This window comes from Pseudomonas sp. 22515 (assembly GCF_052044625.1).
GTDB lineage: Bacteria > Pseudomonadota > Gammaproteobacteria > Pseudomonadales > Pseudomonadaceae > Aquipseudomonas > Aquipseudomonas alloputida.
In genome coordinates, this window is sequence record NZ_JBQENN010000033.1 from 1 (window position 1) to 23632 (window position 23632).

Below are 23632 nucleotides of genomic sequence, written 5' to 3' on the forward strand. Positions count from 1 at the left end.
CCATGCCCGTCACCTGCCTCCGCAAGGCCTGCGTTCGGCCTCCTGAAGTCGCGAAGATCAAGATCAAGATCAAGATCAACAGCAACAGCAACAGCAACAGCAACAGCAACAGCACAGTACAGTTTTGCCTTGTTATTTCCATTGACTGTACTGGCCGGTGACTCCGCATAATGACGCCTCGAATTCACCCGGAGGTGGCATGAGCAAGACAGTCCTGGTACTGGTGGAAACCGTCGACGATTACCTGCCCATGCTGGAGCAGGCCGGTTACCACCTGATCCGTGCCCCTTCGCCGCAACTGCGCGCCGATGCCATTCATCGCCACGCCGAAGAAATCGATGCGGTCCTCACCCGTGGGCCGCTGGGGCTATCCGCCACCGAAATTGACGCATTACCCAGATTGCAGATCATCTGCGTGATCGGCGCCGGCTACGAGCAGGTCGACCTGGCCGCCGCCGCCGCACGCGGCATAACCGTCACCAATGGCGCCGGGGCCAATGCCGTAGCCGTCGCCGACCACACCCTGGCCCTGCTGTTGGCGCTGCTGCGCGACATCCCCCGTGCCGATGCCAGCACGCGGCGCGGTGAATGGAACCGGGTGATCAGCCCCTCCGTGAGTGGCAAACGCCTGGGCATTCTCGGCCTCGGCGCAGTGGGGCTGGCGATCGCCAAGCGGGCCCACTTGGGCTTCGACATGCCCGTCAGCTACCACAGCCGCACACCACGCCAGGATGTGCCCTATGCCTGGTACGACAGCCCTCGGCACTTGGCTGAAGCCGTCGACATCCTGGTGGTGGCCACCCCCGGTGGCGCCAACACCCGGCATCTGGTCGATGCCCACGTCCTTCAGGCCCTGGGCGCTGAAGGCTATCTGGTGAACATCGCCCGTGCCAGCGTGGTCGACACGCAGGCCCTGATTGCCGTATTGCAGCGTGGCCAGCTGGCTGGCGCCGCGCTGGATGTTTTCGATGACGAGCCAGCAGTGCCCGATGCACTCAAGGCCTTGCCCAACACTGTGCTCACACCCCACGTGGCTGGCCAATCGCCGGAAGCCGCGCGCGACACGGTGGCCTTGGTGCTGCGCAACCTGCAGGCGTTCTTTGCCGGTGAGCCAGTTTTGACCCCGGTACGCCCGTAGCCCTTTTCCAGATATCTGCCTGGCAGCGCCCAGGTAACAAGGAGTGTGTGCATGCAACTCGAAATCTTCCAGGTCGATGCCTTTTCCACTGAACCGTTCGGTGGCAACCCGGCCGCAGTGATCCCGCTGGACAGCTGGCTGCCGGACGATGTGCTGCAGCGCATCGCTGAAGAAAACAACCTGTCAGAAACAGCCTACTTCGTGCGCAAAGGCGAAACGTTCGACCTGCGTTGGTTCACCCCCACCGTGGAAGTCGACCTGTGCGGCCATGCTACCTTGGCCTCGGCTTACGTGCTGTTCGAGCAACTGGGTGAGCAGGCGCAAGTACTGCGCTTCAACACCCGCAGTGGCGAGCTGCGCGTGAGCCGCAGCACTGATGGCCTGCTGGCCATGGACTTCCCGGCCAAACAACCCGTAGCGGTGGACACGCCGGCGGGCCTGCTGCAGGCGCTGGGCTTGAGCCAGGCGAAGGCGGTGTACCGTAGCGACGATTATGTGGTGGTGATCGATGACGCCATGCTGCTCGAAACGTTGAAACCCGACTTTGTTGCGCTGTCGGCCTTCGACGTCCGTGGCATTGCCGTGACCGCGGCAGGGCGTGGCTTTGACTTCGTCACCCGCTGGTTCGGCCCGCGGGTTGGTGTGAATGAAGACCCGGTAACCGGTTCGGCACACACCTCACTGGCGCCGTTATGGGCCCAAAGGCTGGGCAAGAACGTGCTGAGCTGCGAGCAGGGCGGGGCACGCAAAGGGCAGTTGCAGTGCGAAGTGCCGGGCAATGGCCGCGTGATCATCAGTGGGCGGGCGGCGTTGTACCTGCGGGGCAATGTGTACATCTAGTACGGCGTGCGATGCCCTGGGGGGCTTCTATAATTGCAGGCCCATCTTTCCGTTCAAGGAGCCACCCATGGCCCTGGAAAAACAAGGCACCTGCCTGTGCGGCGACACGCGGCTGACGGTCACCGTCGACAATACCCATATCAGCGCTTGTCATTGCAGCATGTGCCGCAAGTGGACCGGCGGCCCGCTGCTGGTGGTGCACTGCAGCAAGCCTCCGCTGATCGAAGGGCGTGCGCCCAGCGTCTATGATTCGTCCGACTGGGCCCAGCGTGCTTTCTGTGGCCGCTGTGGTACGCACCTGTACTACCGGCTCAAGGCCAACGACTTCCATGCCGTGCCGGTCGGCCTGCTCGATGGCGACCAAGCCTGGGATTTTGACCTGCAGATCTTCGTTGAACAGAAGCCCGCGTGGTACTGCTTCGCCAATCAAACCAAGGAGCTGTCCGGTCAAGAGGTGTTCGAGCAGAACAGCTGATTCAACGTCATGTTTGTCCGGAGGCATTCCGTGGGTGAATGCCTCCGGACATTTCTGCGTGAACTTGCCAAACCGATGCATTCCTGAGAAAAGGGCGGTTTTGTTTTTCAGCGTTTGGAGTGTACCCGTGAGCCAAGAACTGCAGATCATCGACCTGGTCGAGGGTGACGGCAAAGCCGCCGTCAAAGGTGCCCTGATCACCACCCAGTACACCGGCTGGCTGGCCGATGGCAGCGAGTTCGACTCGTCCTGGTCGCGCGGTAAGCCGTTTCAGTGCGTGATCGGTACCGGCAGGGTAATCAAAGGCTGGGATCAAGGCCTGATGGGCATGCGCGTAGGTGGCAAGCGCAAGCTGCTGGTACCGGCGCACCTGGGGTATGGCGAACGCAGCGTAGGGGCGATCCCGCCGAATTCGGACCTGACCTTCGAGATTGAACTGCTGGAAGTGCTCACGCGGGATGATTGAGTGTTCGCGTTGCAACCCGAGGTTCTTGCACCTTACACAATTGCGCAACACCCAGCCCCTAACCTAGGCCTTGCCCAGGGAACGGCATCCACCTCCAGGGAGGAACCAAACGGGTTCAGGGCACTCTGACCCTCACTCGTGCCAAGGATGGCATTCACTACAAGGACGCCCTCTAACTGTTGGGCGATGTGGCGGGTAAACCCGATTTTCTCTGCCACACGAGCCTGCCTTGATGAAGTTGCCAACATTCTTCCACCGTCGCCGTCACTTGCTGCTGAGCCTGGTGCTGACTGCCATCGCCGCGCCGCTGGCGCTGGAGGCTGTCGAAAGCCGCGCGCAACCGGTGGATGGCACCCAGACCCTGGTGTTTCTGCGTCATGGCGAGAAGCCGGGCGAGGGGCTCGGGCAGTTGAATTGCCAGGGCCTCAACCGTGCGCTGGACCTGGCCACTGTACTGCCCGAGCGCTTCGGCAAGGCCGACTATGTGTTTGCCGCCAACCCCACGCGGCATGTCGAGGAAGGCAGCCGGGATGAAAGCTACAGCTACATCCGCCCACTGATGACCATCACCCCCAGTGCCATCCGCCTCGGCTTACCGGTGAATATCGACTACGGCGCCAACGACACCGCTGAACTGGCCGATGAGTTGCTGAGCAACAAATACCGCAATGCGACCATCTATACCGCCTGGTCCCACGGCTACCTGCCGGAACTGATCAACACGGTGGCCGGCAAGGCCTTGGGGGAGGAGCGGGTGATCACCGAGGACTGGAGCGGCGAAGACTTCGACACCCTCTACGTACTGACCCTGACTTGGCACGATGGCAAGGCCAGCCTGCTGAGCCGCAATGTGCGTCAGGGCCTGAATGACGGTGCGCATAGCTGCCCGACCTGATCCGCTGGTACTGTTTGGCAAGGAAGCCGGAACAGGGATGAGCGATGAAGCAGCGGGTAACGGTGATCGGTGGCGGAGTGGTGGGCCTGGCGACGGCTTACGCGCTGGTTCTGGAAGGGCGGTCGGTTGATCTGATCGAGGCCCGCGACAGCCTGGCGTCGGCCACCAGCTTTGCCAATGGCGGGCAATTGTCTTATCGCTATGTGGCGCCGCTGGCTGATGCCGGGGTGCCGTGGCAGGCGCTGGGCTGGCTGTTGCAGGGCGAGTCGCCATTGCGCTTGCGCTTGCGCATGGACCCGGCCCAGTGGCGCTGGCTGCTGGCATTCACCCTGGCTTGCCGGCGTAGCGTCAATCGCCGTAATGCCGGGCAATTGCTTGAGCTGGCGCTGTACAGCCAAGCTGTTCTGGCGCAGTGGCGCGAACATCAGAACCTGGGGGATTTCGCCTGGCGGCGCAATGGCAAGCTGGTGGCTTTTCGCAGTGAACGGGCCTTTGCCCAAGGCCGGGAACAGTTGACGGACCCGGCCAGTCAGCAGGTGCTGGCGGCTGCCGAGCTGCGCGCGCTGGAGCCTGCCCTGGATGGCGCACCGTTTGTGGGTGGCGTGTTCACGGCGGGCGAAGAGGTTGGCGATTGCCACGTGTTTTGCTTGCGGCTGGAGGCGCTGTTGCGCGCGTCGGGCCAGTGCCGTTTCCTGCTTGGCCGGCCGGTGACGCAATTGGTTCAGCGCCAGGGCCAGGTCGTGGCACTGCAACTGGGCGATCAGCAGCTGGACGTGGAGCAGTTGGTGCTGTGTGCCGGGCATCGCGGCCCTGGCTTGGCATTACCGGGGGTGCAGATACCGGTTTACCCGCTGAAGGGCTACAGCCTGACCGCACCGATCACCTCCGGGCACCTGCCCCCGGAGGTGAGCCTTACCGACTATGAGCGCAAAATCGTCTATGCACGCCTGGGGCAGCAGCTGCGGGTAGCGGCGATGGTGGACATTGTCGGCTTCGACGAGTCGGTGGACATGCGCCGTTTGCAGAGCATGCGGCGGCTGGCGCTGGAGACGCTGCCGAGGGCGGCGGATTATGGCCAGGCGGTGGAGTGGGCGGGGATGCGACCAGCGACACCTACCGGGGTGCCGATCATAGGTGGGACGGTGTACCGCAACCTGTGGCTGAACCTGGGGCATGGGGCGTTGGGGTTCACCTTGGCCTGTGGCAGTGCGCAGCGTTTGGCCAGGATGATGCGTTAAGCGGGCCGGCCTCTTCGCGGCTAAAGCCGCTCCTACGAGGANGTTCTGTAGGCGCGGCATCAGCCGCGAAGAGGCCGGTACAGGCGAAGGATGTCTAGCGGCCGAAGCGCATCGGCCAGCCCACCACTTTCTTCGCCCGTGGCGTCGCATAGGTGCGCACTTTGGACGTGCTCAACCCCATGCGCACCAGCGATTCGGCAATGGTCACCGCTGCACTCACACCATCCACCACCGGCACGCCGGTGCGTTGGCGAATCTGCTCGTCCAGCCCGGCCATGCCGCCACAACCCAGGCAAATCACCTCGGCCTTGTCGTCACGCACGGCGCGTTCGGCCTGCTCGACAATCGCCTCCACGGCCCGCAGCGGGTCGGCTTCCAGTTCCAGCACCGCCAGCCCGCTGGCTCGCACCGAGGCGCAGCGGTCATACAGGCCCGAGAGCTTCAGGCGGTCCTCGATCAATGGCACGGTGCGGTCAAGCGTGGTTACTACGGAATAGGCGTGGCCCAGGTACATTGCCGTGCTGGCGGCGGCGTCAGTAATGTCCACCACAGGCACGTTGAGCAGTTCCTGCAGGCCTTCGCGGCCATGTTCGCCATAACCGGCCTGGATCACGGCATCGTAAGGCCCTTCAAAGGCCAGGACCCGGTCCATCACCGCGATGGCCGCCAGGTAGCTTTCGAAGTTGCCCTCCACCGATTCGGCGCCGAACCAGGGTGTGAGGCCGACGATTTCGGTACCAGGAGCGGCCACCGCACGGGCCTGTTCGGCAATGGCGTGGGTGATGGCTTCGGTGGTGTTGACGTTGGCGATCAGAATACGCATGGGCAGTCCTCCCTGACTAATGGCTGCTATGGTCGACGGCGATGCACTCGCCGCTGATGTCGTGGTATTGGCGGTTGCGTGGCGCGATCAACAGATAGAGGGCGGCGGCGATGCCGGCACCGATCAGCCAGGAGAACGGCGCGATACCCTGGAAGTTGGGCACCAGGGCCAGCACGATGGCCAGCAGTGCGGCCGGCACGAAGGCGGCCACGGCGCGCAGGTTGATGCCCTTGCTGTAGTGATAGGCGCCGGCCGGGTGCTCGGTATACAGCTCTGGCACGTTGATGCAGCCTTTGCGCAGCAACCAGTAGTCGGACATGATCACGCCGTACAGCGGGCCGAGCAGGGCGCCCAGGCCCGACAGGAAGTACACGATGACCAGCGGGCTGTTGTACAGGTTCCAGGGCAGGATCAGCACCGCCAGGGTGGCACTGATCAGCCCGGCACGGCGGAAGTTCAGGTGGCGCGGTGCCAGGTTGCTGAGTACGAAGGCTGGGGCGACGAAGTTGGCCATGATGTTCACCGCCACGGTGACGATCAGGAAGGCCAGGCAGCCGAGCACCAGGAATGGCGTGCTGGGTATGGCGGCGACGATCTGCGTCGGGCTGTCGATGATCTGGCCGTTGATCTGGAATTGCGCGCCGCACAGCACCACGGTGATCACGGCGAATACCAGGATGTTCACCGGCAGGCCCCAGAAGTTGCCGACGCGGATGGTCTTGCGGCAAGGCGAGGAGCGGGCGAAGTCACAGAAGTTCAGCACCAGGGTGCCGTAGATCGCCAGCCACAGTGCGCCGCCGGCAAAGATGTTGCGCCACATCTCGTAGCCGGTCAGCGGGGTAGCCACCGACCAGGCAATGCGCGCGTCGGCCTTGAAGTACATGAACACCGCCAGGGCGGCGACGGTCAGCAGGATCACAGGCCCGGCAAAGGCCTCGTAACGGCGCACCATCTCCATGCCGTAGGCCAGGATCACCAGCTGCACCAGCCAGATCGACACGAAACACACCCAGCCCAGGCTCGACAGGCCGAGGATGCTGTCGTGGTCGTAGGCTGCCATTTGCGGCCAAACGGCGGTGAGCAGCACCCGCAGCACCACCGATGCCAGGTAGGTCTGGATGCCGAACCAGGCGATGGCGATGACGGCACGGATCAGCGCCGGGATCTGCGCGCCGTGGATGCCGAAGGCAATGCGGCTGATGACCGGGAACGGTACCCCGGTTTTCTGGCCCATGTAACCCGACAGGTTCATGAAGAAGTACACCAGGACCGCGCCGATGGCCAGCGACAACAGAATTTGCCAGCCGCCGAGGCCGAGGGCGAACAAGCCCATGGCGAACGAATAGTTGGCGATATTGTGCACATCGTTGGTCCACAGCGCGAAGATGCTGTAGCCGCCCCAGCGACGGCCTTCCATACGCGTTGGCGCCAGGTCGCGGTTATGCAGGCGCGGGCTGAGAACAAGGTCCGGCTGGTGACCGGCAAGCGTGGACGCGGGGTGTGTGCTGGCGACGGATTGTTCAGGGGCAAGGTCGAGGCTGCTACTCATTCCGGCGGGCTCCTGATGCACATGGACTGCGATGAGCGGGCATGCGCACGGGCTCGCCATCTCGTCGGTGCAGCGTTGGCATCACAGGGTTGTGGGCGCGGCGGCCGACATTGGGTCGGCGTCGCGGATTCTTGTGTATCTATGTTTTGTTTAAGTTGTATACAAAACACGAACACACAAAAGCGAGTTCCATGCCAAGGGAAGAGCAGGTTTCAGCAGGCGATCATTTCGAACTTATCTTGTTAGAAGGTAAGTTAATGAAATACAGAGCATATAAGTTGACCAAATGAACAAGTTATATTTTTTGAAAGATTGATTAGTTGATCATTTGGTCAAAATAACGGGTGGAAAGTGTGTAACGAATTGGGGCGCTACTGAAGAAAGTGCACACAAAAATGGCACCTATGGTTACGTTTTTGTGTACAAAAAATAGTCAACTTTTCCTGTGCTGGCCTCTTCGCGGGCACGCCTGCGAGGAGGCCAGTACAGGGGCCAATCAATCCATTGGCGGCAACCGCCGCTTGACCGGGGTCTTCTTGATGATCGCGGTATTGGTCTCAGCCAGCACATTCATGAGGTCGAGCAGCGTGTCCAGCTGCTCCATCGAGCGCACATGCAGTCGGGCGACGAAGCAGTCTTCGCCAATGACCTTGTCGCATTCGGTGAACTCAGGGATGGCAATGATCTGGCGCTCCACCTCCTGCAGCTTCCCCGGTAGCGGACGGATGCGCACGATCGCCTGCAACTGGTAGCCAAAGGCGCGCGGGTCGACCTCCACGGTGTAGCCGCGCAGCACGCCACGCTCTTCCAGCCGTCGCAGGCGCTCGCTGACGCTAGGTGCGGACAGCCCGCTGACCTGCGCCAGCGCCTTGAGCGAGCGGCGCGAGTCCTCCATCAGTGCGTTGATCAATAATTGGTCGATGGCATCGGTCATACCCACCTCATCAGGTGATTCGTGTTATTTGCCTTGATAGTAAAGGCAGGTTGTCGAAAATGCCTTGGTTATCCGCTGGATGGCCAGGCTGCCGCCTTTGCATACTGTGGCCATTATCAACGGGAGGTTTGAGATGGACAGTTCATTGCGCCGTGGCTCGCTGGAAATGGTCGCTGCCATGCTGATTTCTGGGACCATTGGCTGGTTCGTGCTGGTGTCCGGCCAGCCGGTGCTGGATGTGGTGTTCTGGCGCTGCGTGTTCGGTGCCGTGACCTTGCTGGCGATTTGCGCCGCGTTTGGTTTTCTGCGACCGGGCGTGATCAGCCGCACGGCATTTTTGCTGGCGATTGCCAGCGGGGTGGCCATTGTCGGCAACTGGCTGCTGTTGTTCGCTTCATACGCACGGGCGTCGATTGCCATCGGCACGGCGGTGTACAACGTGCAGCCGTTCATGCTGGTGGGGCTGGCGGCGCTGTTTCTGGGCGAAAAGATCACCTTGGCCAAGGTGACCTGGCTGAGTGTGGCGTTCCTCGGCATGCTGGCCATCGTCAGTGCCCATGGCGCTGGGCAAAGTAATGGCGAGGACTATCTGCTGGGGATTGCCCTGGCGCTGGGGGCGGCGTTTCTGTATGCAATCGCGGCCTTGATCATCAAGCGCCTGAGTGGCACGCCCCCGCACCTGATTGCGTTGATTCAGGTAACCACGGGTGTGTTGCTGCTGGCGCCATGGGTCACGCTTGGCGGGTTGCCGGTTGAAGTGCCCGCGTTGGCCAGCTTGTTGACACTGGGGATGGTGCACACCGGCCTGATGTATGTGCTGTTGTACAGCGCCATCCAGCGTTTGCCCACGGCCTTGACCGGTGCGCTGTCGTTCATTTACCCGATTGCGGCAATTCTGGTGGACTGGGTGGCGTTCGGGCACCGCCTGGCGCCGCTACAGTGGCTGGGGGTGGGGTTGATCCTGCTGGCGGCAGCGGGCATGCAGCAGGGGTGGTGGTTCCGCTCGGCGCGGCATCCTGTAGGCGCGGGTTTACCCGCGAAGAGGCCCGCAAGGTAGAATGCCGCTTTTTGCCAGCCTGCGATCCGCCATGACCTCGCCCATCGACACCCTTGAGCAACACCTGCTTGCCGCCCTCGACCCTGCCCCACAGGAAACCCGCCGCCTGTTTCACGGGCGCGGCCGCTGCTGGCAGGGCCTGGAGCAGGTCACCGTCGACTGGCTGCAGGGCGTGCTGTCGGTCGCCTTGTTCCGTGAGCCGCCCGAAGGCCAGCTCGCCGAACTGGAAGCCATGCTGCGCAGCTTGGCCGAGCGCCCGCAGTGGACGGGTCAGGCAGTCATCATCCAGCACCGCTACCTGCCCGACAGCCCGGGCCAGTGGCTGCTGGGTGAGCCGTGCCAGCAACGCGAAGTGATCGAGGACGGCCTGACCTACCTGCTGGACTTGGGCGTGCGGCAAAACAATGGCCTGTTCCTCGACATGCGCTATGGCCGCCGTTGGGTGCGCGAGCAGGCGGCGGGCAAGCGCGTGCTGAACCTGTTCGCTTATACCTGCGGCTTTTCCGTGGCAGCGATTGCCGGTGGCGCTGAGCAGGTGGTGAACCTGGACATGGCCAAGTCGGCCCTGTCGCGGGGCCGGGACAACCATCGCCTCAATGGCCACGATGCATCACGGGTGGCGTACCTGGGGCATGAACTGTTCAAGTCGTGGGGCAAGGTGCGCAAGTACGGGCCTTATGACCTGATCATCATCGACCCGCCAACCTTCCAGCGTGGCAGCTTTGTGCTGACCCAGGATTACGCAAAGATCCTGCGGCGTTTGCCGGAGTTGTTGAGCGAAGGCGGGACGGTGCTGGCGTGTGTCAACGACCCGGGGATCGGGCCTGAGTTTCTGATTGAAGGCATGGCAGAGCAGGCGCCTTCGTTGGCTTATGTCGAACGCCTGGAAAACCCGCCGGAGTTTCCGGACGTTGACCCGGCGGGGGGGCTGAAGGCCTTGGTATTCCGTCAGGTTTGATGCTGCCCTTGCTGGAAGCTTCGCGGGCGAGCCCGCGAAAGGGCCGGTGCAGGCGAATTCAAGCCCCCAGGGCCTGCAGCGGCAGCGGGTACACCTGGGCAAAGCGGTCCACCCCGGATACCTGTAACGGCCCTTGCAGGTTGATGCGCAGCAGCGGGTCTTCGCTGATCGACTTACCCACCTCATGGATCAGCGCGAGTGACGCATCCACATCACTGTCGTAAGTGAACTGCACCGAGAAGAACGCATAGGCGAACTGCCGCGACTGGTTGGTAACCGCCTTGATCTGGCCAAACGGCACCGAGTGCACGAAGCCTTTGCCATCGCGCAGCCGCTACGGATCGTCAGGCTTTCGACTGTACCGGTATGGCCGGAATCGAGCACTACCCAGTCACCGATGGAAATGGAATCCTCGATGAGGATGAACAACCCGGTAATCACATCGTGCACCAGCTGCTGCAAGCCGAAGCCGATGGCCAGGCCGATAACCCCGGCACCGGCCAGGAACGGCGCGACGTTGGTGCCCAGGTTGGCCATGGTGGTGATGGTGTAGATGACGATCAGGACCACTTTGATCGCATTGTGCAGCATCGGCAGGATGGTCCGCACCCGGGTGCTCGGCTGACGCGCGCTGCGGCGGCCGACGGGGGGCTTGAGTGCTTCCTGGATGGCCGTATCGAGTACCACCCACAGCAGCCAGGTTACCAGCAGGATCAAGCCAATGCTCGACAGCGAGTTGCTGATCGCCTGGCCCAGGCTGTTGCTCAGGGCGAAATCGACCACCGAGAAGCCCCAGATGCGCCCCAGCAGCTCGATGAAGGTGAAGGCCATGGCGATGCGCAGTAGCGCGTGGGCGAGGCTGCGCATCCCTTGTAGGAGCCGAGGTGAACGGCACGCTGTTGTCCGGCAGGCGGGTTACCAGTTGTTCGGCACCTTACTGGCCTGTGCCAACGACCCAGGCATCGGGCTGCAGTTCCTTATCGAAGAGTTGTCCTTGCATGCCCCGGCACTGGTGTTCGCCGAGCGGCTGGCGAATCCGCCAATTTTTCGGATGCGGGCGTGGAGGAGCACTCAAGGTGATGGAGTTCTATTTTAAATACGTCATTATTCATCCGTTAATGTAGGATTTATCTTACGGGTATGATTTATTTATATTCATTGTGTGGAGATTAATTGTTTTGATAATTTTTAATATTTGCAATGAAGTTGTCCGTCTACTAGGATCCGAGTTCCTATTTGGATGCGGCGCCGACAATCAGTGATCGGCTTGATCAAGGCAGGGAGAATGCCAATGTTCAACACTTACCAGCGATGGCTCGTATTGGCCGTCCTGTCCTTCGCCTTGCTATTGGTTGCGATCGACATGACGGTCCTTTACATCGCCTTGCCCACACTTACCCATGCGCTCGGGGCATCTACCTCCGAAAAGCTGTGGATCATCAACATGTATCCCCTGGTCGTCGCCGGCCTGTTGCTGGGTGCTGGCACCTTGGGTGATCGCATCGGCCACCAGCGATTGTTCGTGATCGGCCTTGTGCTGTTCGGTGCGGCGTCGCTTCTGGCTGCATTCGCGCCATCTTCCGCGCTGCTAATCCTGGCTAGGGGCGCGCTGGGCGTCGGTGCGGCGGCCATGATGCCGGCCACGCTGGCGATCATCAGCCTGACCTTCGAGGATGAGCGTGAGCGTGGTTTTGCCATCGGCGTCTGGACGGCCGTGGCTTCCGGTGGTGCAGCGATTGGTCCGCTGATAGGGGGGGCGCTGCTTGAGCATTTCTGGTGGGGTTCCGTGTTTCTGATCAACGTGCCCATCGTGCTGGTGGCCCTGGTGTTGTCCTTGCTGCTGATCAGGAACATGCAACAGGCCAACGCCGGGCCATGGGACTTGCTTGGCTCCCTTCAGGCGATGGTAGGGCTCATCAGCCTGGCGTACCTGATCAAGGAATTCGCCAAGCCCGAGCCCTCGCTGGTGGCGGCGCTGGGGGCGTTGGCCATCTGCGCGGGCTTCGGTTGGATGTTCGTGCGCGGGCAGCGCAAGCGTGGTTTTCCGTTGATCGACCTGCAGATTTTCCGCAGCCCCGCGTTCTCCTCTGCGGTCATCGCCAGCCTGGCCGCGGCCGGCTGCCTGATGGGCATCAACCTGGTACTGAGCCAGCGCCTGCAACTGGTTGTCGGGCTATCCCCGCTCGAGACCGGCCTTTATTTCCTGCCCCTTTCCGTGGGAGCGATCGTGGCCGGTCCGTTAAGCGGCTGGTTGCTGCCCAAGGTTCGTTGTGATCGGTTCCTGGTGCTCGCACTGTTGATCTACGCCGGTGCCATTGGCCTGTTCATGTACAGTTTCAGCCAGTCGGTCGCCCTGCAACTGCTGCTGCTGTTCGTCATGGGTGCTTGCGTAGGGGCGAGTATGACCGGGGCGTCCACCACCATCATGGCCAGCGCGCCGCCGGAGCGAGCGGGGATGGCCGCTTCGGCCGAGGAAATTTCCTACGAGCTGGGAGGAGGGTTGGGCATCGCCTTCATGGGTAGCCTGATGTCGGTGGTGTACAGCCGCTCGCTGGTCGTGCCCGAGCAGGCCGCCGACGCGGCGCGCCTGCAGGACGGGATCGACAGCGCGCTGGCCGCTGCCGCGCAAATGCCCGCCCCGCTGGGGCAGGAAATCGCTGTGAATGCGCGATTGGCGTTCGACCAAGCGGTGTCCTCGGTAATGATGGCCACCGTGGGGGTACTCGTGGTCATCGCACTGTTGGTGTTTGTGAACTTTCGAAGGTATTCGACAGTTTCTGCCGAACAGCAAGTTTCTTCTTAATTTAGTCAAATAATGCTCGGCCCGGAACTGTTCAGTTGAATGGTTTCGGGTCTGGATTTTTGCTGCTTTAAATTTGGAGAGGTGGCATGCGCCTATTATTGGGGCAATTGTATGATCAGCGTGCGGCCTTGCATCTGGAACAGCGTTATGTCGGCGAAGTCCTGATACCGCAGGAGCATCTTTGTGCTCATCATCTGCGTGAGGCCGTGCGGTTTGTCGTGAGGAAGTATCCGGCACTTCGTGGCTGTTTCACGCGCAGCGAAGGCGAATGGCGCATGGACTTTGTTGCCGTTGACGCGTTTCCCGTGGACCAGGCATTGAATGTAGTTGCCACCGCCCCCGGGGTGTTGCCTGGTGCACAGGTTCAGGCACAGCGTCGAAGCACTGCTCACGACCTTTCCTTTACCGTTTTGCTCAATAGCCGCGCTTTAATCTCTAATGTGGTGTTTCAGAGAGAGGGCTTTTGACAGGCGCATAAAAAATCCGATGCTCGTTTCCAAGCGTCGGATTTTGCGGCCTACAGGCTAAAGGTCAATGAGTCTGTCTTAACTGACTGGCATTAGGCCAGATGCCCCCTTATGGCTATTGGTTGGCATAGATCTGGTCAAACACCCCACCGTCATTGAAGTGGGTCTTCTGCACGGTACGCCAGTCACCGAAGGTTTTCTCCACCGACAGGAAGTCCACTTTCGGGAAGCGGTCGGTGTACTTGGCCAGTACCGTCGCATCACGCGGGCGCAGGTAGTTGTTGGCGGCGATCTCCTGGGCTGCGGGTGACCACAGGTACTTCAGGTATTCCTCGGCCACGGCCTGGGTGCCTTTTCTGACCACCACCTTGTCGACCACCGTCACCGGTGGCTCGGCTTCGGCCGATACGCTTGGGTAGACCACTTCGAACTGGTCGCGGCCGAACTCGCGGGCGATCATCTCGGCTTCGTTCTCGAAGGTGACCAGCACGTCACCGATCTGGTTGGTCATGAACGTGGTGGTGGCGGCACGGCCACCGGTGTCCAGCACGGGTGCCTGTTTGAACAGCTTGCCGACGAAGTCGCGGGCTTTGCTTTCATCGCCGCCTTGCTTGAGTACGTAGCCCCAGGCCGACAGGTAGGTATAGCGGCCATTACCCGAGGTTTTCGGGTTGGGCACGATCACCTGCACACCGTCCTTGAGCAGGTCGGGCCAGTCTTTGAGGGCTTTCGGGTTGCCCTTGCGCACGATGAACACAGTGGCCGAGGTGAACGGCGCGCTGTTGTTCGGCAGGCGGGTTACCCAGTTGTCGGGCACCAGCTTGCCGTTGTCTGCCAGGGCGTTGATGTCGGTGGCCATGTTCATGGTGATGACATCGGCCGGCAGGCCATCGATCACTGCACGGGCCTGCTTGCTCGAGCCGCCGAAGGACATCTGCACGTTGACCTTCTCGTTGTGCTCGGCTTCCCAGTGCTTCTGGAAGGCCGGGTTGTAGTCCTTGTAGAAGTCGCGCATCACGTCGTAGGAAACGTTGAGCAGGGTGGGGGCGGCCTGGGCGAGGTTGCCCAGGGCCAGGCCTGCGGCGAGCAGCGAGGCGGTGAAGAGTTTTTTCACGTTGCTTCCTTGTTCTTGAAGGGTGTTGGGGCAGATTGCCAGCGACTATAGCGGGTGGGTTTATACGGGTTAAAGAACAAAAAATGCTTTGGTTATGCTTCTGCCTGTGCCGGCCTCTTCGCGGGTGAACCCGCTCCTACAGGGACCGCGCACGNGGAGCGGGTTTACCCGCGAAGAGGCCGGCGCAGGCGCTATCATGCTTTGGGAAACAACCCATTCCCACAGCGAGAACAGAACGCTGCCCCATGCTCGTGGGTCTTCTTGTGGCAGGTCGGGCAATCATGCTGCAGCTGCTCCCCACGCATGGCATTGGCCAGCTCGGCGGTAAAGATGCCGGTTGGCACGGCAATGATCGAGTAACCGGTAATCATCACCAGCGACGACAGCACCTGCCCCAGCGGGGTCTTGGGCACGATGTCGCCAAAGCCCACGGTGGTCAGGGTAACGATGGCCCAGTAGATGCCTTTGGGGATGCTGGTAAAGCCATGCTCAGGCCCTTCGATCACGTACATCAGCGTGCCGAACACCGTTACCAGCGTCGATACTGTCACCAGGAACACGATGATCTTCTGCTTGCTGCCGCGCAGCGCCTCCATCAGGTAATGGGCCTGCTTGAGGTACGGGCTGAGCTTGAGTACACGGAAGATCCGCAGCATCCGGATGACACGGATGATGAGCAGGTACTGGGCGTCGCTGTAGTAAAGCGCGAGGATCCCCGGCACGATCGCCAGTAAATCGACCAGGCCGTAGAAACTGAAGGCATAGCGCAACGGCTTGGGCGAGCAGTACAGGCGGGTGATGTATTCGGCCAGGAAGATTGCGGTAAAGCCCCACTCGATGCCGGCCAGCAGGCCGGCGTAGCCCTGGTGCACCTCATCGATGCTGTCGAGGATCACCGTGACCAGGCTGGCCAGGATGATCAGCAACAGGATCTTGTCGAAGCGGCGACCGGCTACGGTGTCGGTCTGGAAGACGATGACGAAGAGCCGCTCGCGCAGGCTCGCTGGGTTGTTCATTGGCTCGTTCCACAAAAGCGATGGGCTGAGCCTAGGGGTTGCGTATCAGCCGTGCAAGCGGCTGGCGTTGCGCTGCCTGGGTTGCGCCAGGTGACTGCCCAAGTGCATCAGCCAGCAGGCGGCAACGAAGGGGGCGGTCAAGCCAGGCACTGGCAGCAGCTTGAACAGCGGTTGCAACAGCAGGGCCAACGCTATCGCCAGCAGCGTCACCCAAGGTTTTTCACCTTGCCTGCTGAAGGCCAGTGCCGCCAGTGCGCCATTGAAGCCGTAAAGACCTAACCAGGCGGCCTGCGCCTGGTCGGCGAGCAACGCCACGCCGCCGCCAATGGCCGAGCCGATCACCGCCCACAGCGCCGCATAGGGGTTGGCGATGAACATGCCGACGATGATCAGCAACCCGGCCAAGGGCTGGTCGAGCAGGAAGATCTGGCCCACGCCGCGGGCCAACGCGTACAGCGGGTCAGCTTCGACGAAGCCGCTGGGCGAGGGGCTGACGACTAGCAGTGTGCCCCAGCCCAGCAGCACGAATGGCGCGGTATAGGCGACCAGCAACTTGCCGCCGCGCTTGCGCCACTGGTGGGTGATGAGGCTGGACAGGCCGCCGGCGGCGATGACCAGGGGGGGCAATATGACCGACCAGGGCAGCACGGCGCTGATCAGGATGCCGATCAGCACACCGTTGTAGCAGTACAGCCCGGCCTGGCGGTCGGCACGGTCATAGCCGCGTGCCTGGGCGGTGAGCAGGCCGGCCAGGGCGCCAAGCAGGGCGCCGCCGACCAGGTTGGGTGCGGTCAGCAGGATAGCCAGCAGGCAGCACAGGCCGCACAGGGGGTTGCGCAGCAGCAGCACTTGGCTGAAGCCGTTGAGTAACGCCGTGGCCCAGTCGGGGCACGGGTTGACGAAATTTTTGGTGTACATGGGGCAGTCAGTGAGGTTGATGGGGGAGCGGTGGGCCTCTTTGGGCCTCGGTTTTCCGCGGTCGGGTAAAGCGGTATTCAGGGAGGGCTTTGCCCTCCAATCGCGACACGAGGCCGCTCCCACAGGGATCGCATTCCCTTGTGCCAGCGTGGCCCTGTGGGAGCGGCCTTGTGTCGCGAAAGGGGCGCAACGCGCCCCCGGCAATCTCAGATCAAAGTCTCGATCCGCAGTGTGTTAGTCGTACCCGGCTTGCCGAAAGGCACGCCAGCGGTGATCAGCAGCGTGTCGCCACGGCTGGCCATGCCTTGCGCCTGGGCAATCTCCAGGGCGGTGGAAACCACCTCGTCGACCTGACGCAGGCGGTCGTTGACCACCGAATGCACACCCCAAGCCACGCTCAGGCGGCGCGCGGTGTTCAGGTTCGGCGTCAGGTTGAGGATCGGTGCCCGTGGCCGTTCACGTGCCGCGCGCAGAGTCGAGGCACCCGACTCGCTGTAGTTGACCAGCACCGCCACTGGCAGGATGCCGCTGATGCGGCGGATCGCGCAGCTGATGGCGTCCGACACGGTGGCCTCGGCCTTTGGCCGGCCGACGTCGAGCTGGGCCTGGTAGTCCGGGCCGTTCTCAACCTGGCGGATGATCTTGCTCATCATCTGCACGGCTTCCAGCGGGTAATCACCCGAGGCGGTTTCGGCCGACAGCATCACTGCATCGGCACCTTCGGCCACCGCGTTGGCCACGTCGGTGACTTCGGCACGGGTTGGCGCTGGCGAGAAACGCATCGACTCGAGCATCTGCGTGGCCACCACCACGGGTTTGCCCAGCTGGCGGCAGGTGCCGATGATGCGCTTCTGGATCTGCGGCACGCTCTCGGCCGGCACTTCCACGCCCAGGTCACCACGGGCCACCATGATCGCGTCTGCCAGCTCGGCGATGGCTTGCAGTTGCTCGACGGCCGATGGCTTCTCGATCTTGGCCATCAGGTAGGCGCGGTCGCCAATCAGCTGGCGCGCTTCAACGATGTCTTCAGGGCGCTGGACGAACGACAGGGCGACCCAGTCCACGCCCAGCTCCAGGCCAAAGGCCAAGTCGCGGCGGTCTTTTTCGGTGAGCGGGGAGAGGTCGAGCACCGCTTGCGGTACGTTGACGCCCTTACGGTCGGAAAGCTCGCCACCGTTCAGCACCTCGGTGTCAATCGCGTCGCTGTGCTTGGCGGTCACGCGCAGGCGCAGTTTGCCGTCGTCCAGCAGCAGGTCCATGCCGGGCTCGAGGGCGGCGATGATTTCGGGGTGCGGCAGGTTGACCCGGCGGCTGTCGCCCGGGGTTTTGTCCAGGTCCAGGCGCAGGGCCTGCCCGCGTTGCAACTGCACTTTGCCTTCGGCGAAGCGGCCAACGCGCAGCTTCGGCCCTTGCAGGTCCATGAGGATGCCCAGCGGGTAGTTCAGTTGCTGCTCGACTTCGCGGATCCACTGGTAGCGCAGGGCGTGGTCGGCATGCTCGCCATGGCTGAAGTTGAGGCGAAAGATGTTCACCCCGGCTTCGACCAGCTGGCGGATATCGTCGATGCCGTTGATCGCAGGGCCAAGGGTGGCGAGGATCTTAACTTTTTTATCAGGCGTCATGATTGGGCAGTCTCGAGGATCAGGATGGCGCGGAAGTCGTTGACGTTGGTGCGAGTCGGTTCGGTGACGATCAGCGCATCCAGCGCGGCGAAGTAGCCGTAGCCGTTGTTGTTGTCCAGCTCGTCGCTGGCCGACAGGCCCAAGGCTTCGGCGCTGGCGTAGCTGGCCGGGGTCATGAAGGCACCGGCGTTTTCTTCCGAGCCATCGATGCCGTCGGTATCACCGGCCAGGGCGTACACGCCCGGCAGGCCTTTCAGGCTTTCGGTGAGGCTGAGCAGGAACTCGGCGTTGCGCCCGCCACGGCCATTGCCGCGCACGGTCACGGTGGTTTCGCCACCCGACAGGATCACGCAGGGCGCTTTGAGCGGCTGGCCGTGCTGAACGATTTGCCGGGCGATACCGGCATGCACCTTGGCCACTTCGCGCGATTCACCTTCAAGGTCGCCGAGGATCAGCGGGCTGAAACCGGCCTGACGGGCTTTGACCGCGGCGGCCTCGAGCGACTGCTGGGGTTTGGCGATCAACTGGAAGTGGCTGCGGGCCAGGGCCGGGTCATCGGCCTTGACGGTTTCCGAGGCCGGGTTGTTCAGCCAGTCGATGACCGCTTTGGGCGCTTCGATGTTGTAGCGTTTGAGGATGGCCAGGGCGTCGGCCGAGGTGCTCGGGTCGGCCACGGTGGGGCCGGAAGCGATGACCGTGGCGAGGTCGCCCGGTACATCGGAAATGGCATAGGTGTAGACCGTGGCCGGCCAGCAGGCCTTGGCCAGGCGCCCGCCCTTGATCGCCGAGAGGTGCTTGCGCACGCAGTTCATCTCGCCGATGGTGGCGCCGGATTTCAGCAGTGCCTTGTTGATCTGCTGCTTGTCGGCCAGGGTCAGGCCTTCGGCAGGCAGGGCCAGCAGCGCCGAGCCACCGCCAGACAGCAGGAAGATGACGCGGTCTTCTTCGTTGAGGTTGCTGACCAGTTCCAGCACGCGCTTGGCCACCGCCAGGCCGGCAGCGTCCGGGACCGGGTGGGCGGCTTCGACCACCTCGATCTTCTGGCAGTTGGCGCCGTGGCCGTAACGGGTCACGACCAGGCCGGAGACTTCGCCCTGCCAGCTTTTCTCGACCACTTCGGCCATGGCGGCTGCGGCCTTGCCGGCGCCGATGACGATAACCCGGCCGCTGCGATCGGCGGGCAGGTAGGGTTCGAGGACTTGACGGGGGTGGGCGGCGGCGATGGCTGTGTCGAACAGTTCGCGGAGAAGTTTTTGCGGATCGACCGACATGGCAGGCTCCCAATTATTGTTGTTCTGCAGAATCAAAAACGCCCCTGGAACTGCCTCCGTGCAGGCCGAACCAGGGGCGGGTGTTGCTCGATGCCACCATTGGGCCTGTGGTCGCAGGTTCAACGGCGTTGGCTTCTTCGCGGACAAGCCCCGCTCCTACATGCACAGCTCTGAGCGATTGTGCGGTCTTTGGTAGGAGCGGGTTTACCCGCGAAGAGGCCAGTGAAGGCTAAAAACGTCTTATTTGTCGTCGCGGATCGAGAAGTTGGCCATGTGCTCCAGGCCTTTGATCAGCGCCGAGTGGTCCCAGTTGCCGCCGCCCAGGGCCTGGCAGGTGTTGAACACTTGCTGGGCATTGGAGGTGTTGGGCAGGTTGATGCCCAGTTCCTTGGCGCCTTGCAGGGCCAGGTTCAGGTCCTTCTGGTGCAGGTTGATGCGGAAGCCTGGGTCGAAGGTGCCCTTGATCATGCGCTCGGCGTGCACTTCGAGGATTTTCGACGAAGCAAAGCCGCCCATCAGTGCTTCACGCACCTTGGCAGGGTCGGCGCCGTTCTTGGCGGCGAACAGCAGGGCTTCGGCCACGGCCTGGATGTTCAGGGCGACAATGATCTGGTTGGCGACCTTGGCGGTCTGGCCGTCACCGTTGCCACCGACGCGGGTGATGTTCTTGCCCATGGCTTCGAACAGCGGCAGGGTGCGCTCGAAGGCTTTCGGGCAGCCGCCGACCATGATGCTCAGGGTCGCGGCTTTGGCGCCGACTTCACCACCGGACACCGGGGCGTCCAGGTAGGCGGCGCCGGTGGCCTTGATCTTCTCGGCGAAGGCTTTGGTCGCGGTGGGGGAGATCGAGCTCATGTCGATCACCACCTTGTTCGGGCCCACGCCTTCGGCCACGCCGTTTTCACCGAACAGGACGCTTTCGACCTGCGGAGTGTCGGGAACCATGACGATGATGAATTCGGCTTCCTGGGCAACTTCTTTCGGGTTGGCCAGGGCCACTGCACCGGCGGCGATCAGGTCGGCTGGCGCAGCGTCGTGGTGGGTGGAAACGAAGATGCTGTGACCTGCTTTTTGCAGGTTCTGAGCCATGGGCTTGCCCATGATGCCGGTGCCGATGAAACCGATTTTAGCCATGAGAAATTACCTCTTTGTAATTGTGATATCTCAAGCAAGCTTTGGCCCCCTGTGGGAGCGGGCTCGCCCGCGAANAGCCCGCTCCCACAGGGTCCCGAGTTGTTCCTCAGATTGCGTTGTGGGTTTTCAGCCAGCCCAGGCCCGCTTCGGTGGTGGTCAGCGGCTTGTACTCCGCGCCCACCCAGCCCTGGTAGCCAATGCGGTCCAGGTGTTCGAACAGGAAGCGGTAGTTGATCTCGCCGGTGCCTGGTTCATTGCGGCCGGGGTTGTCGGCCAGCTGGATGTGGTTGATCAGTTTCAGGTTGGCTTCCATGGTGCGAGCCAGGTCACCTTCCATGATCTGCATGTGGTAGATGTCGTATTGCAGGAACAGGTTGTCGCTGCCCACCTCGGCCTGGATTTCCAGGGCCTGCTGGGTGGTGTTCAGGTAGAAGCCTGGGATGTCGCGGGTGTTGATCATTTCCATGACCAGGCGAATACCGGCGCCCTTGAGCTTGTCAGCGGCGTAGCGCAGGTTCTCGACGAAGGTCTTGCGCACGGTGGCGCAGTCCGGGCCTTGTGGGCGAATGCCGGCCAGGGCGTTGACCTGGGTGTTGCCCAGCACCTTGGCGTATTCGATGGCCTTGTCGACACCCGCGCGGAATTCCTCGACGCGGTCAGGGTGGCAGGTGATACCGCGCTCACCTTTGGCCCAGTCGCCGGCCGGCAGGTTGAACAGCACCTGGGTCAGGCCGTTGGCCTCCAGCTGCTGCTTGATTTCAGCTGCGCTGAAGTCATAGGGGAACAGGTATTCGACGCCGCTGAAACCAGCATCGGCGGCAGCCTTGAAGCGGGCCAGGAAGTCCTGTTCGGTGAACAGCATGGACAGGTTGGCAGCGAAGCGAGGCATGAGTTGTCTCCTTGCGATGAAGGCCCCCAGAGCGTGCCTGGGGGCGTCAGGCGATCAGTCCAGCAGCGAGATGGCGGTTGGCGCGTCGTTGCCGACCAGGGCCAGGTCTTCGAATTCGTTGACCGCGTTGATCTCGGTGCCCATGGAAATGTTGGTCACACGCTCGAGAATCACCTCGACCACGACCGGCACGCGGAACTCTTCGGCCATCTTCTGTGCCTTGAGCAGGGCAGGGGCGATCTCGGCCGGTTCGAACACGCGAATGGCCTTGCAGCCCAGGCCTTCGACCACTGCAACGTGGTCGACGCCATAGGTGGCAGCGTCGGTCGAGTTGATGTTCTCGAACGCCAGTTGTACACAGTAATCCATGTCGAAGCCACGCTGCGCCTGGCGGATCAGGCCCAGGTAGGCGTTGTTCACCAGTACGTGAACGTACGGCAGGTTGAACTGCGCACCCACCGCCAGTTCTTCGATCATGAACTGGAAGTCGTAGTCACCCGACAGCGCCACAACCTTGCGCTTCGGATCGGCTTTGACCACGCCCAGCGCAGCAGGGATGGTCCAGCCCAGCGGGCCGGCCTGGCCGCAGTTGATCCAGTGGCGTGGCTTGTACACATGCAGGAACTGCGCGCCGGCAATCTGCGACAGGCCGATGGTGCTGACGTAGCAGGTGTCTTTGCCGAATACCTGGTTCATTTCTTCGTAGACGCGCTGCGGCTTGACCGGCACGTTGTCGAAGTGGGTCTTGCGCTGCAGGCTTGCCTTACGCTGTTGGCACTCTTCCAGCCAGGCCTTGCGGCACTTCAGCTTGCCGGCGGCTTTCCACTCACGAGCCACTTCGAGGAACACGTCCAGCGCCTTGCCCGCGTCGGAAACGATACCCAGGTCCGGGGTGAACACACGGCCGATCTGGGTCGGCTCGATGTCCACGTGCACGAACTTGCGGCCTTCGGTGTAGACATCGACCGAGCCGGTGTGGCGGTTGGCCCAGCGGTTACCGATACCGAATACCAGGTCGGATTTCAGCAGGGTTGCGTTGCCATAGCGGTGCGAGGTCTGCAGGCCGACCATGCCGACCATCTGGGCGTGGTCGTCCGGGATGGTGCCCCAGCCCATCAGGGTCGGGATCACGGGTACGCCGGTCAGTTCGGCGAATTCGACCAGCTTGTCGCTGGCATCGGCGTTGATGATGCCGCCACCGGCTACCAGCAGTGGGCGCTCGGCGTCATTGAGCAGGGCCAGGGCTTTCTCGGCCTGTACGCGGGTGGCGGATGGCTTGTTGACTGCCAGTGGTTCGTAGGCGTCGATGTCGAATTCGATCTCGGCCATCTGCACGTCGAACGGCAGGTCGATCAGCACCGGGCCTGGGCGGCCGGTACGCATTTCATAGAAGGCCTTCTGGAAGGCGTAAGGCACCTGGCCTGGCTCCAGAACGGTGGTCGCCCACTTGGTCACTGGCTTGACGATGTTAGTGATGTCGACAGCCTGGAAGTCTTCCTTGTGCAGACGGGCACGTGGCGCCTGGCCAGTGATGCACAGAATCGGGATGGAGTCGGCCGAGGCACTGTACAGGCCGGTGACCATGTCGGTGCCGGCAGGGCCGGAAGTGCCGATGCACACACCGATGTTGCCCGGGTTGGCGCGGGTGTAGCCCTCGGCCATGTGCGAGGCACCTTCGACGTGACGAGCGAGGACGTGATCGATGCCACCGACTTTCTTCAGGGCCGAATACAACGGGTTGATGGCAGCCCCCGGGATGCCGAACGCGGTATCTACACCTTCACGGCGCATGACCAGAACGGCTGCATCGATTGCTCTCATTTTGCTCATGGTTTGTGCCTCATCGATTTTGTAATTGTATACAACTTGCTTTGCGACAGAGTGTATTCACGCCTGGCGGCTCAGGTCAATGGGTTTTCATCGACTAAGCTGGCATTCGTCAGAGCGCCCGTGAAAACGAGGGTTTGCGTCATCGCATACGATCGTTTCAAAATATTGTATACAAAAATATCTCTCGTTGTGTTC

At 62.2% G+C, this 23632-nt stretch carries 21 protein-coding genes and 2 pseudogenes; 11 read left to right on the forward strand and 12 right to left on the reverse strand.

Annotated features, from left to right (window positions below; translation table 11 throughout):
* Positions 1-199: 199 nt before the first annotated feature.
* From ACTJJN_RS23855 to ACTJJN_RS23880, 6 genes are all read left to right on the forward strand, one after another.
* Positions 200-1138 carry a 2-hydroxyacid dehydrogenase gene (locus tag ACTJJN_RS23855; RefSeq protein WP_440781667.1) on the forward strand — a complete coding sequence of 313 codons (939 nt, stop codon included), beginning with the start codon at positions 200-202 and terminating at the stop codon, positions 1136-1138.
* Positions 1139-1189: 51 nt separating this feature from the next.
* A complete protein-coding gene (locus tag ACTJJN_RS23860; RefSeq protein ID WP_012051660.1) occupies positions 1190-1978 on the forward strand; it encodes a PhzF family phenazine biosynthesis protein in 789 nt (262 codons plus the stop codon).
* Between the two features lie 67 nt (positions 1979-2045).
* On the forward strand, positions 2046-2453 hold the full coding sequence (locus ACTJJN_RS23865; RefSeq protein WP_003254367.1) for a GFA family protein: 408 nt from the start codon (positions 2046-2048) through the stop codon (positions 2451-2453).
* Positions 2454-2580: 127 nt separating this feature from the next.
* Positions 2581-2919 carry an FKBP-type peptidyl-prolyl cis-trans isomerase gene (locus tag ACTJJN_RS23870; RefSeq protein WP_003254365.1) on the forward strand — a complete coding sequence of 113 codons (339 nt, stop codon included), beginning with the start codon at positions 2581-2583 and terminating at the stop codon, positions 2917-2919.
* A 232-nt stretch (positions 2920-3151) separates the two neighbouring features.
* Positions 3152-3814, forward strand: coding sequence for a hypothetical protein (locus ACTJJN_RS23875; protein ID WP_014755803.1), 663 nt, complete (start codon positions 3152-3154; stop codon positions 3812-3814).
* A 44-nt stretch (positions 3815-3858) separates the two neighbouring features.
* Positions 3859-5052 carry a D-amino acid dehydrogenase gene (locus ACTJJN_RS23880; protein WP_088513767.1) on the forward strand — a complete coding sequence of 398 codons (1194 nt, stop codon included), beginning with the start codon at positions 3859-3861 and terminating at the stop codon, positions 5050-5052.
* A gap of 94 nt (positions 5053-5146) precedes the next feature.
* Here the strand turns inward: ACTJJN_RS23880 and ACTJJN_RS23885 are convergent, their stop codons facing one another.
* The 3 genes from ACTJJN_RS23885 to ACTJJN_RS23895 form a co-directional block, all read right to left on the reverse strand.
* Complete coding sequence (locus ACTJJN_RS23885; protein ID WP_010955048.1) at positions 5147-5875, reverse strand: aspartate/glutamate racemase family protein; 729 nt, start codon at positions 5873-5875, stop codon at positions 5147-5149.
* Positions 5876-5891: 16 nt separating this feature from the next.
* Positions 5892-7424 (reverse strand): NCS1 family nucleobase:cation symporter-1, encoded by a 1533-nt coding sequence (locus tag ACTJJN_RS23890; RefSeq protein WP_440781669.1) that lies wholly within the window; start codon positions 7422-7424, stop codon positions 5892-5894.
* Between the two features lie 496 nt (positions 7425-7920).
* On the reverse strand, positions 7921-8358 hold the full coding sequence (locus tag ACTJJN_RS23895) for an Lrp/AsnC family transcriptional regulator (protein WP_003254357.1): 438 nt from the start codon (positions 8356-8358) through the stop codon (positions 7921-7923).
* Between the two features lie 133 nt (positions 8359-8491).
* Here ACTJJN_RS23895 and ACTJJN_RS23900 point away from each other — a divergent pair, with 133 nt between their 5' ends.
* Positions 8492-9415 carry a DMT family transporter gene (locus ACTJJN_RS23900; RefSeq protein WP_010955046.1) on the forward strand — a complete coding sequence of 308 codons (924 nt, stop codon included), beginning with the start codon at positions 8492-8494 and terminating at the stop codon, positions 9413-9415.
* A gap of 31 nt (positions 9416-9446) precedes the next feature.
* Positions 9447-10373 carry a class I SAM-dependent methyltransferase gene (locus ACTJJN_RS23905; protein ID WP_371919701.1) on the forward strand — a complete coding sequence of 309 codons (927 nt, stop codon included), beginning with the start codon at positions 9447-9449 and terminating at the stop codon, positions 10371-10373.
* 58 nt (positions 10374-10431) lie between these two features.
* Here the strand turns inward: ACTJJN_RS23905 and ACTJJN_RS23910 are convergent.
* Positions 10432-11234 (reverse strand): annotated as a pseudogene (locus ACTJJN_RS23910) (mechanosensitive ion channel family protein); the annotation flags it as partial.
* A gap of 67 nt (positions 11235-11301) precedes the next feature.
* On the opposite strand from ACTJJN_RS23910, the pseudogene ACTJJN_RS23915 reads away from it, so the two are divergent.
* The 3 genes and pseudogenes from ACTJJN_RS23915 to ACTJJN_RS23925 all read left to right on the forward strand — a co-directional run.
* Positions 11302-11469, forward strand: a pseudogene (locus ACTJJN_RS23915) (class I SAM-dependent methyltransferase); the annotation flags it as partial.
* Between the two features lie 195 nt (positions 11470-11664).
* Positions 11665-13176: an MFS transporter gene (locus tag ACTJJN_RS23920; RefSeq protein ID WP_017148180.1), complete on the forward strand. Its 1512-nt coding sequence runs from the start codon at positions 11665-11667 to the stop codon at positions 13174-13176.
* A gap of 86 nt (positions 13177-13262) precedes the next feature.
* Positions 13263-13643 carry a hypothetical protein gene (locus tag ACTJJN_RS23925; protein ID WP_012051668.1) on the forward strand — a complete coding sequence of 127 codons (381 nt, stop codon included), beginning with the start codon at positions 13263-13265 and terminating at the stop codon, positions 13641-13643.
* A 115-nt stretch (positions 13644-13758) separates the two neighbouring features.
* Here the strand turns inward: ACTJJN_RS23925 and ACTJJN_RS23930 are convergent, their stop codons facing one another.
* The 8 genes from ACTJJN_RS23930 to gcl all read right to left on the reverse strand — a co-directional run bounded on the left by ACTJJN_RS23930 (position 13759) and on the right by gcl (position 23437).
* A complete protein-coding gene (locus ACTJJN_RS23930) occupies positions 13759-14757 on the reverse strand; it encodes a sulfate ABC transporter substrate-binding protein (protein ID WP_012051669.1) in 999 nt (332 codons plus the stop codon).
* 194 nt (positions 14758-14951) lie between these two features.
* Positions 14952-15773: an ion transporter gene (locus ACTJJN_RS23935; protein WP_012051670.1), complete on the reverse strand. Its 822-nt coding sequence runs from the start codon at positions 15771-15773 to the stop codon at positions 14952-14954.
* A 45-nt stretch (positions 15774-15818) separates the two neighbouring features.
* Entirely contained in the window at positions 15819-16691 is an 873-nt protein-coding gene (locus tag ACTJJN_RS23940) for an urea transporter (RefSeq protein ID WP_014755814.1), read from the reverse strand.
* A gap of 206 nt (positions 16692-16897) precedes the next feature.
* On the reverse strand, positions 16898-18313 hold the full coding sequence (gene pyk / locus ACTJJN_RS23945) for a pyruvate kinase (RefSeq protein WP_003254349.1): 1416 nt from the start codon (positions 18311-18313) through the stop codon (positions 16898-16900).
* Positions 18310-19584: a glycerate kinase type-2 family protein gene (locus ACTJJN_RS23950; protein WP_003254348.1), complete on the reverse strand. Its 1275-nt coding sequence runs from the start codon at positions 19582-19584 to the stop codon at positions 18310-18312. Before ACTJJN_RS23950 ends, pyk begins: the two co-directional genes overlap by 4 nt.
* 240 nt (positions 19585-19824) lie before the next feature.
* Positions 19825-20718, reverse strand: a complete 894-nt coding sequence (locus tag ACTJJN_RS23955) for a 2-hydroxy-3-oxopropionate reductase (protein ID WP_003254347.1) — start codon at positions 20716-20718, stop codon at positions 19825-19827.
* A 106-nt stretch (positions 20719-20824) separates the two neighbouring features.
* Positions 20825-21607 carry a hydroxypyruvate isomerase gene (gene hyi / locus ACTJJN_RS23960; RefSeq protein ID WP_014755816.1) on the reverse strand — a complete coding sequence of 261 codons (783 nt, stop codon included), beginning with the start codon at positions 21605-21607 and terminating at the stop codon, positions 20825-20827.
* A gap of 54 nt (positions 21608-21661) precedes the next feature.
* Positions 21662-23437, reverse strand: coding sequence for a glyoxylate carboligase (gene gcl / locus ACTJJN_RS23965; RefSeq protein WP_014755817.1), 1776 nt, complete (start codon positions 23435-23437; stop codon positions 21662-21664).
* Positions 23438-23632: the final 195 nt, after the last annotated feature.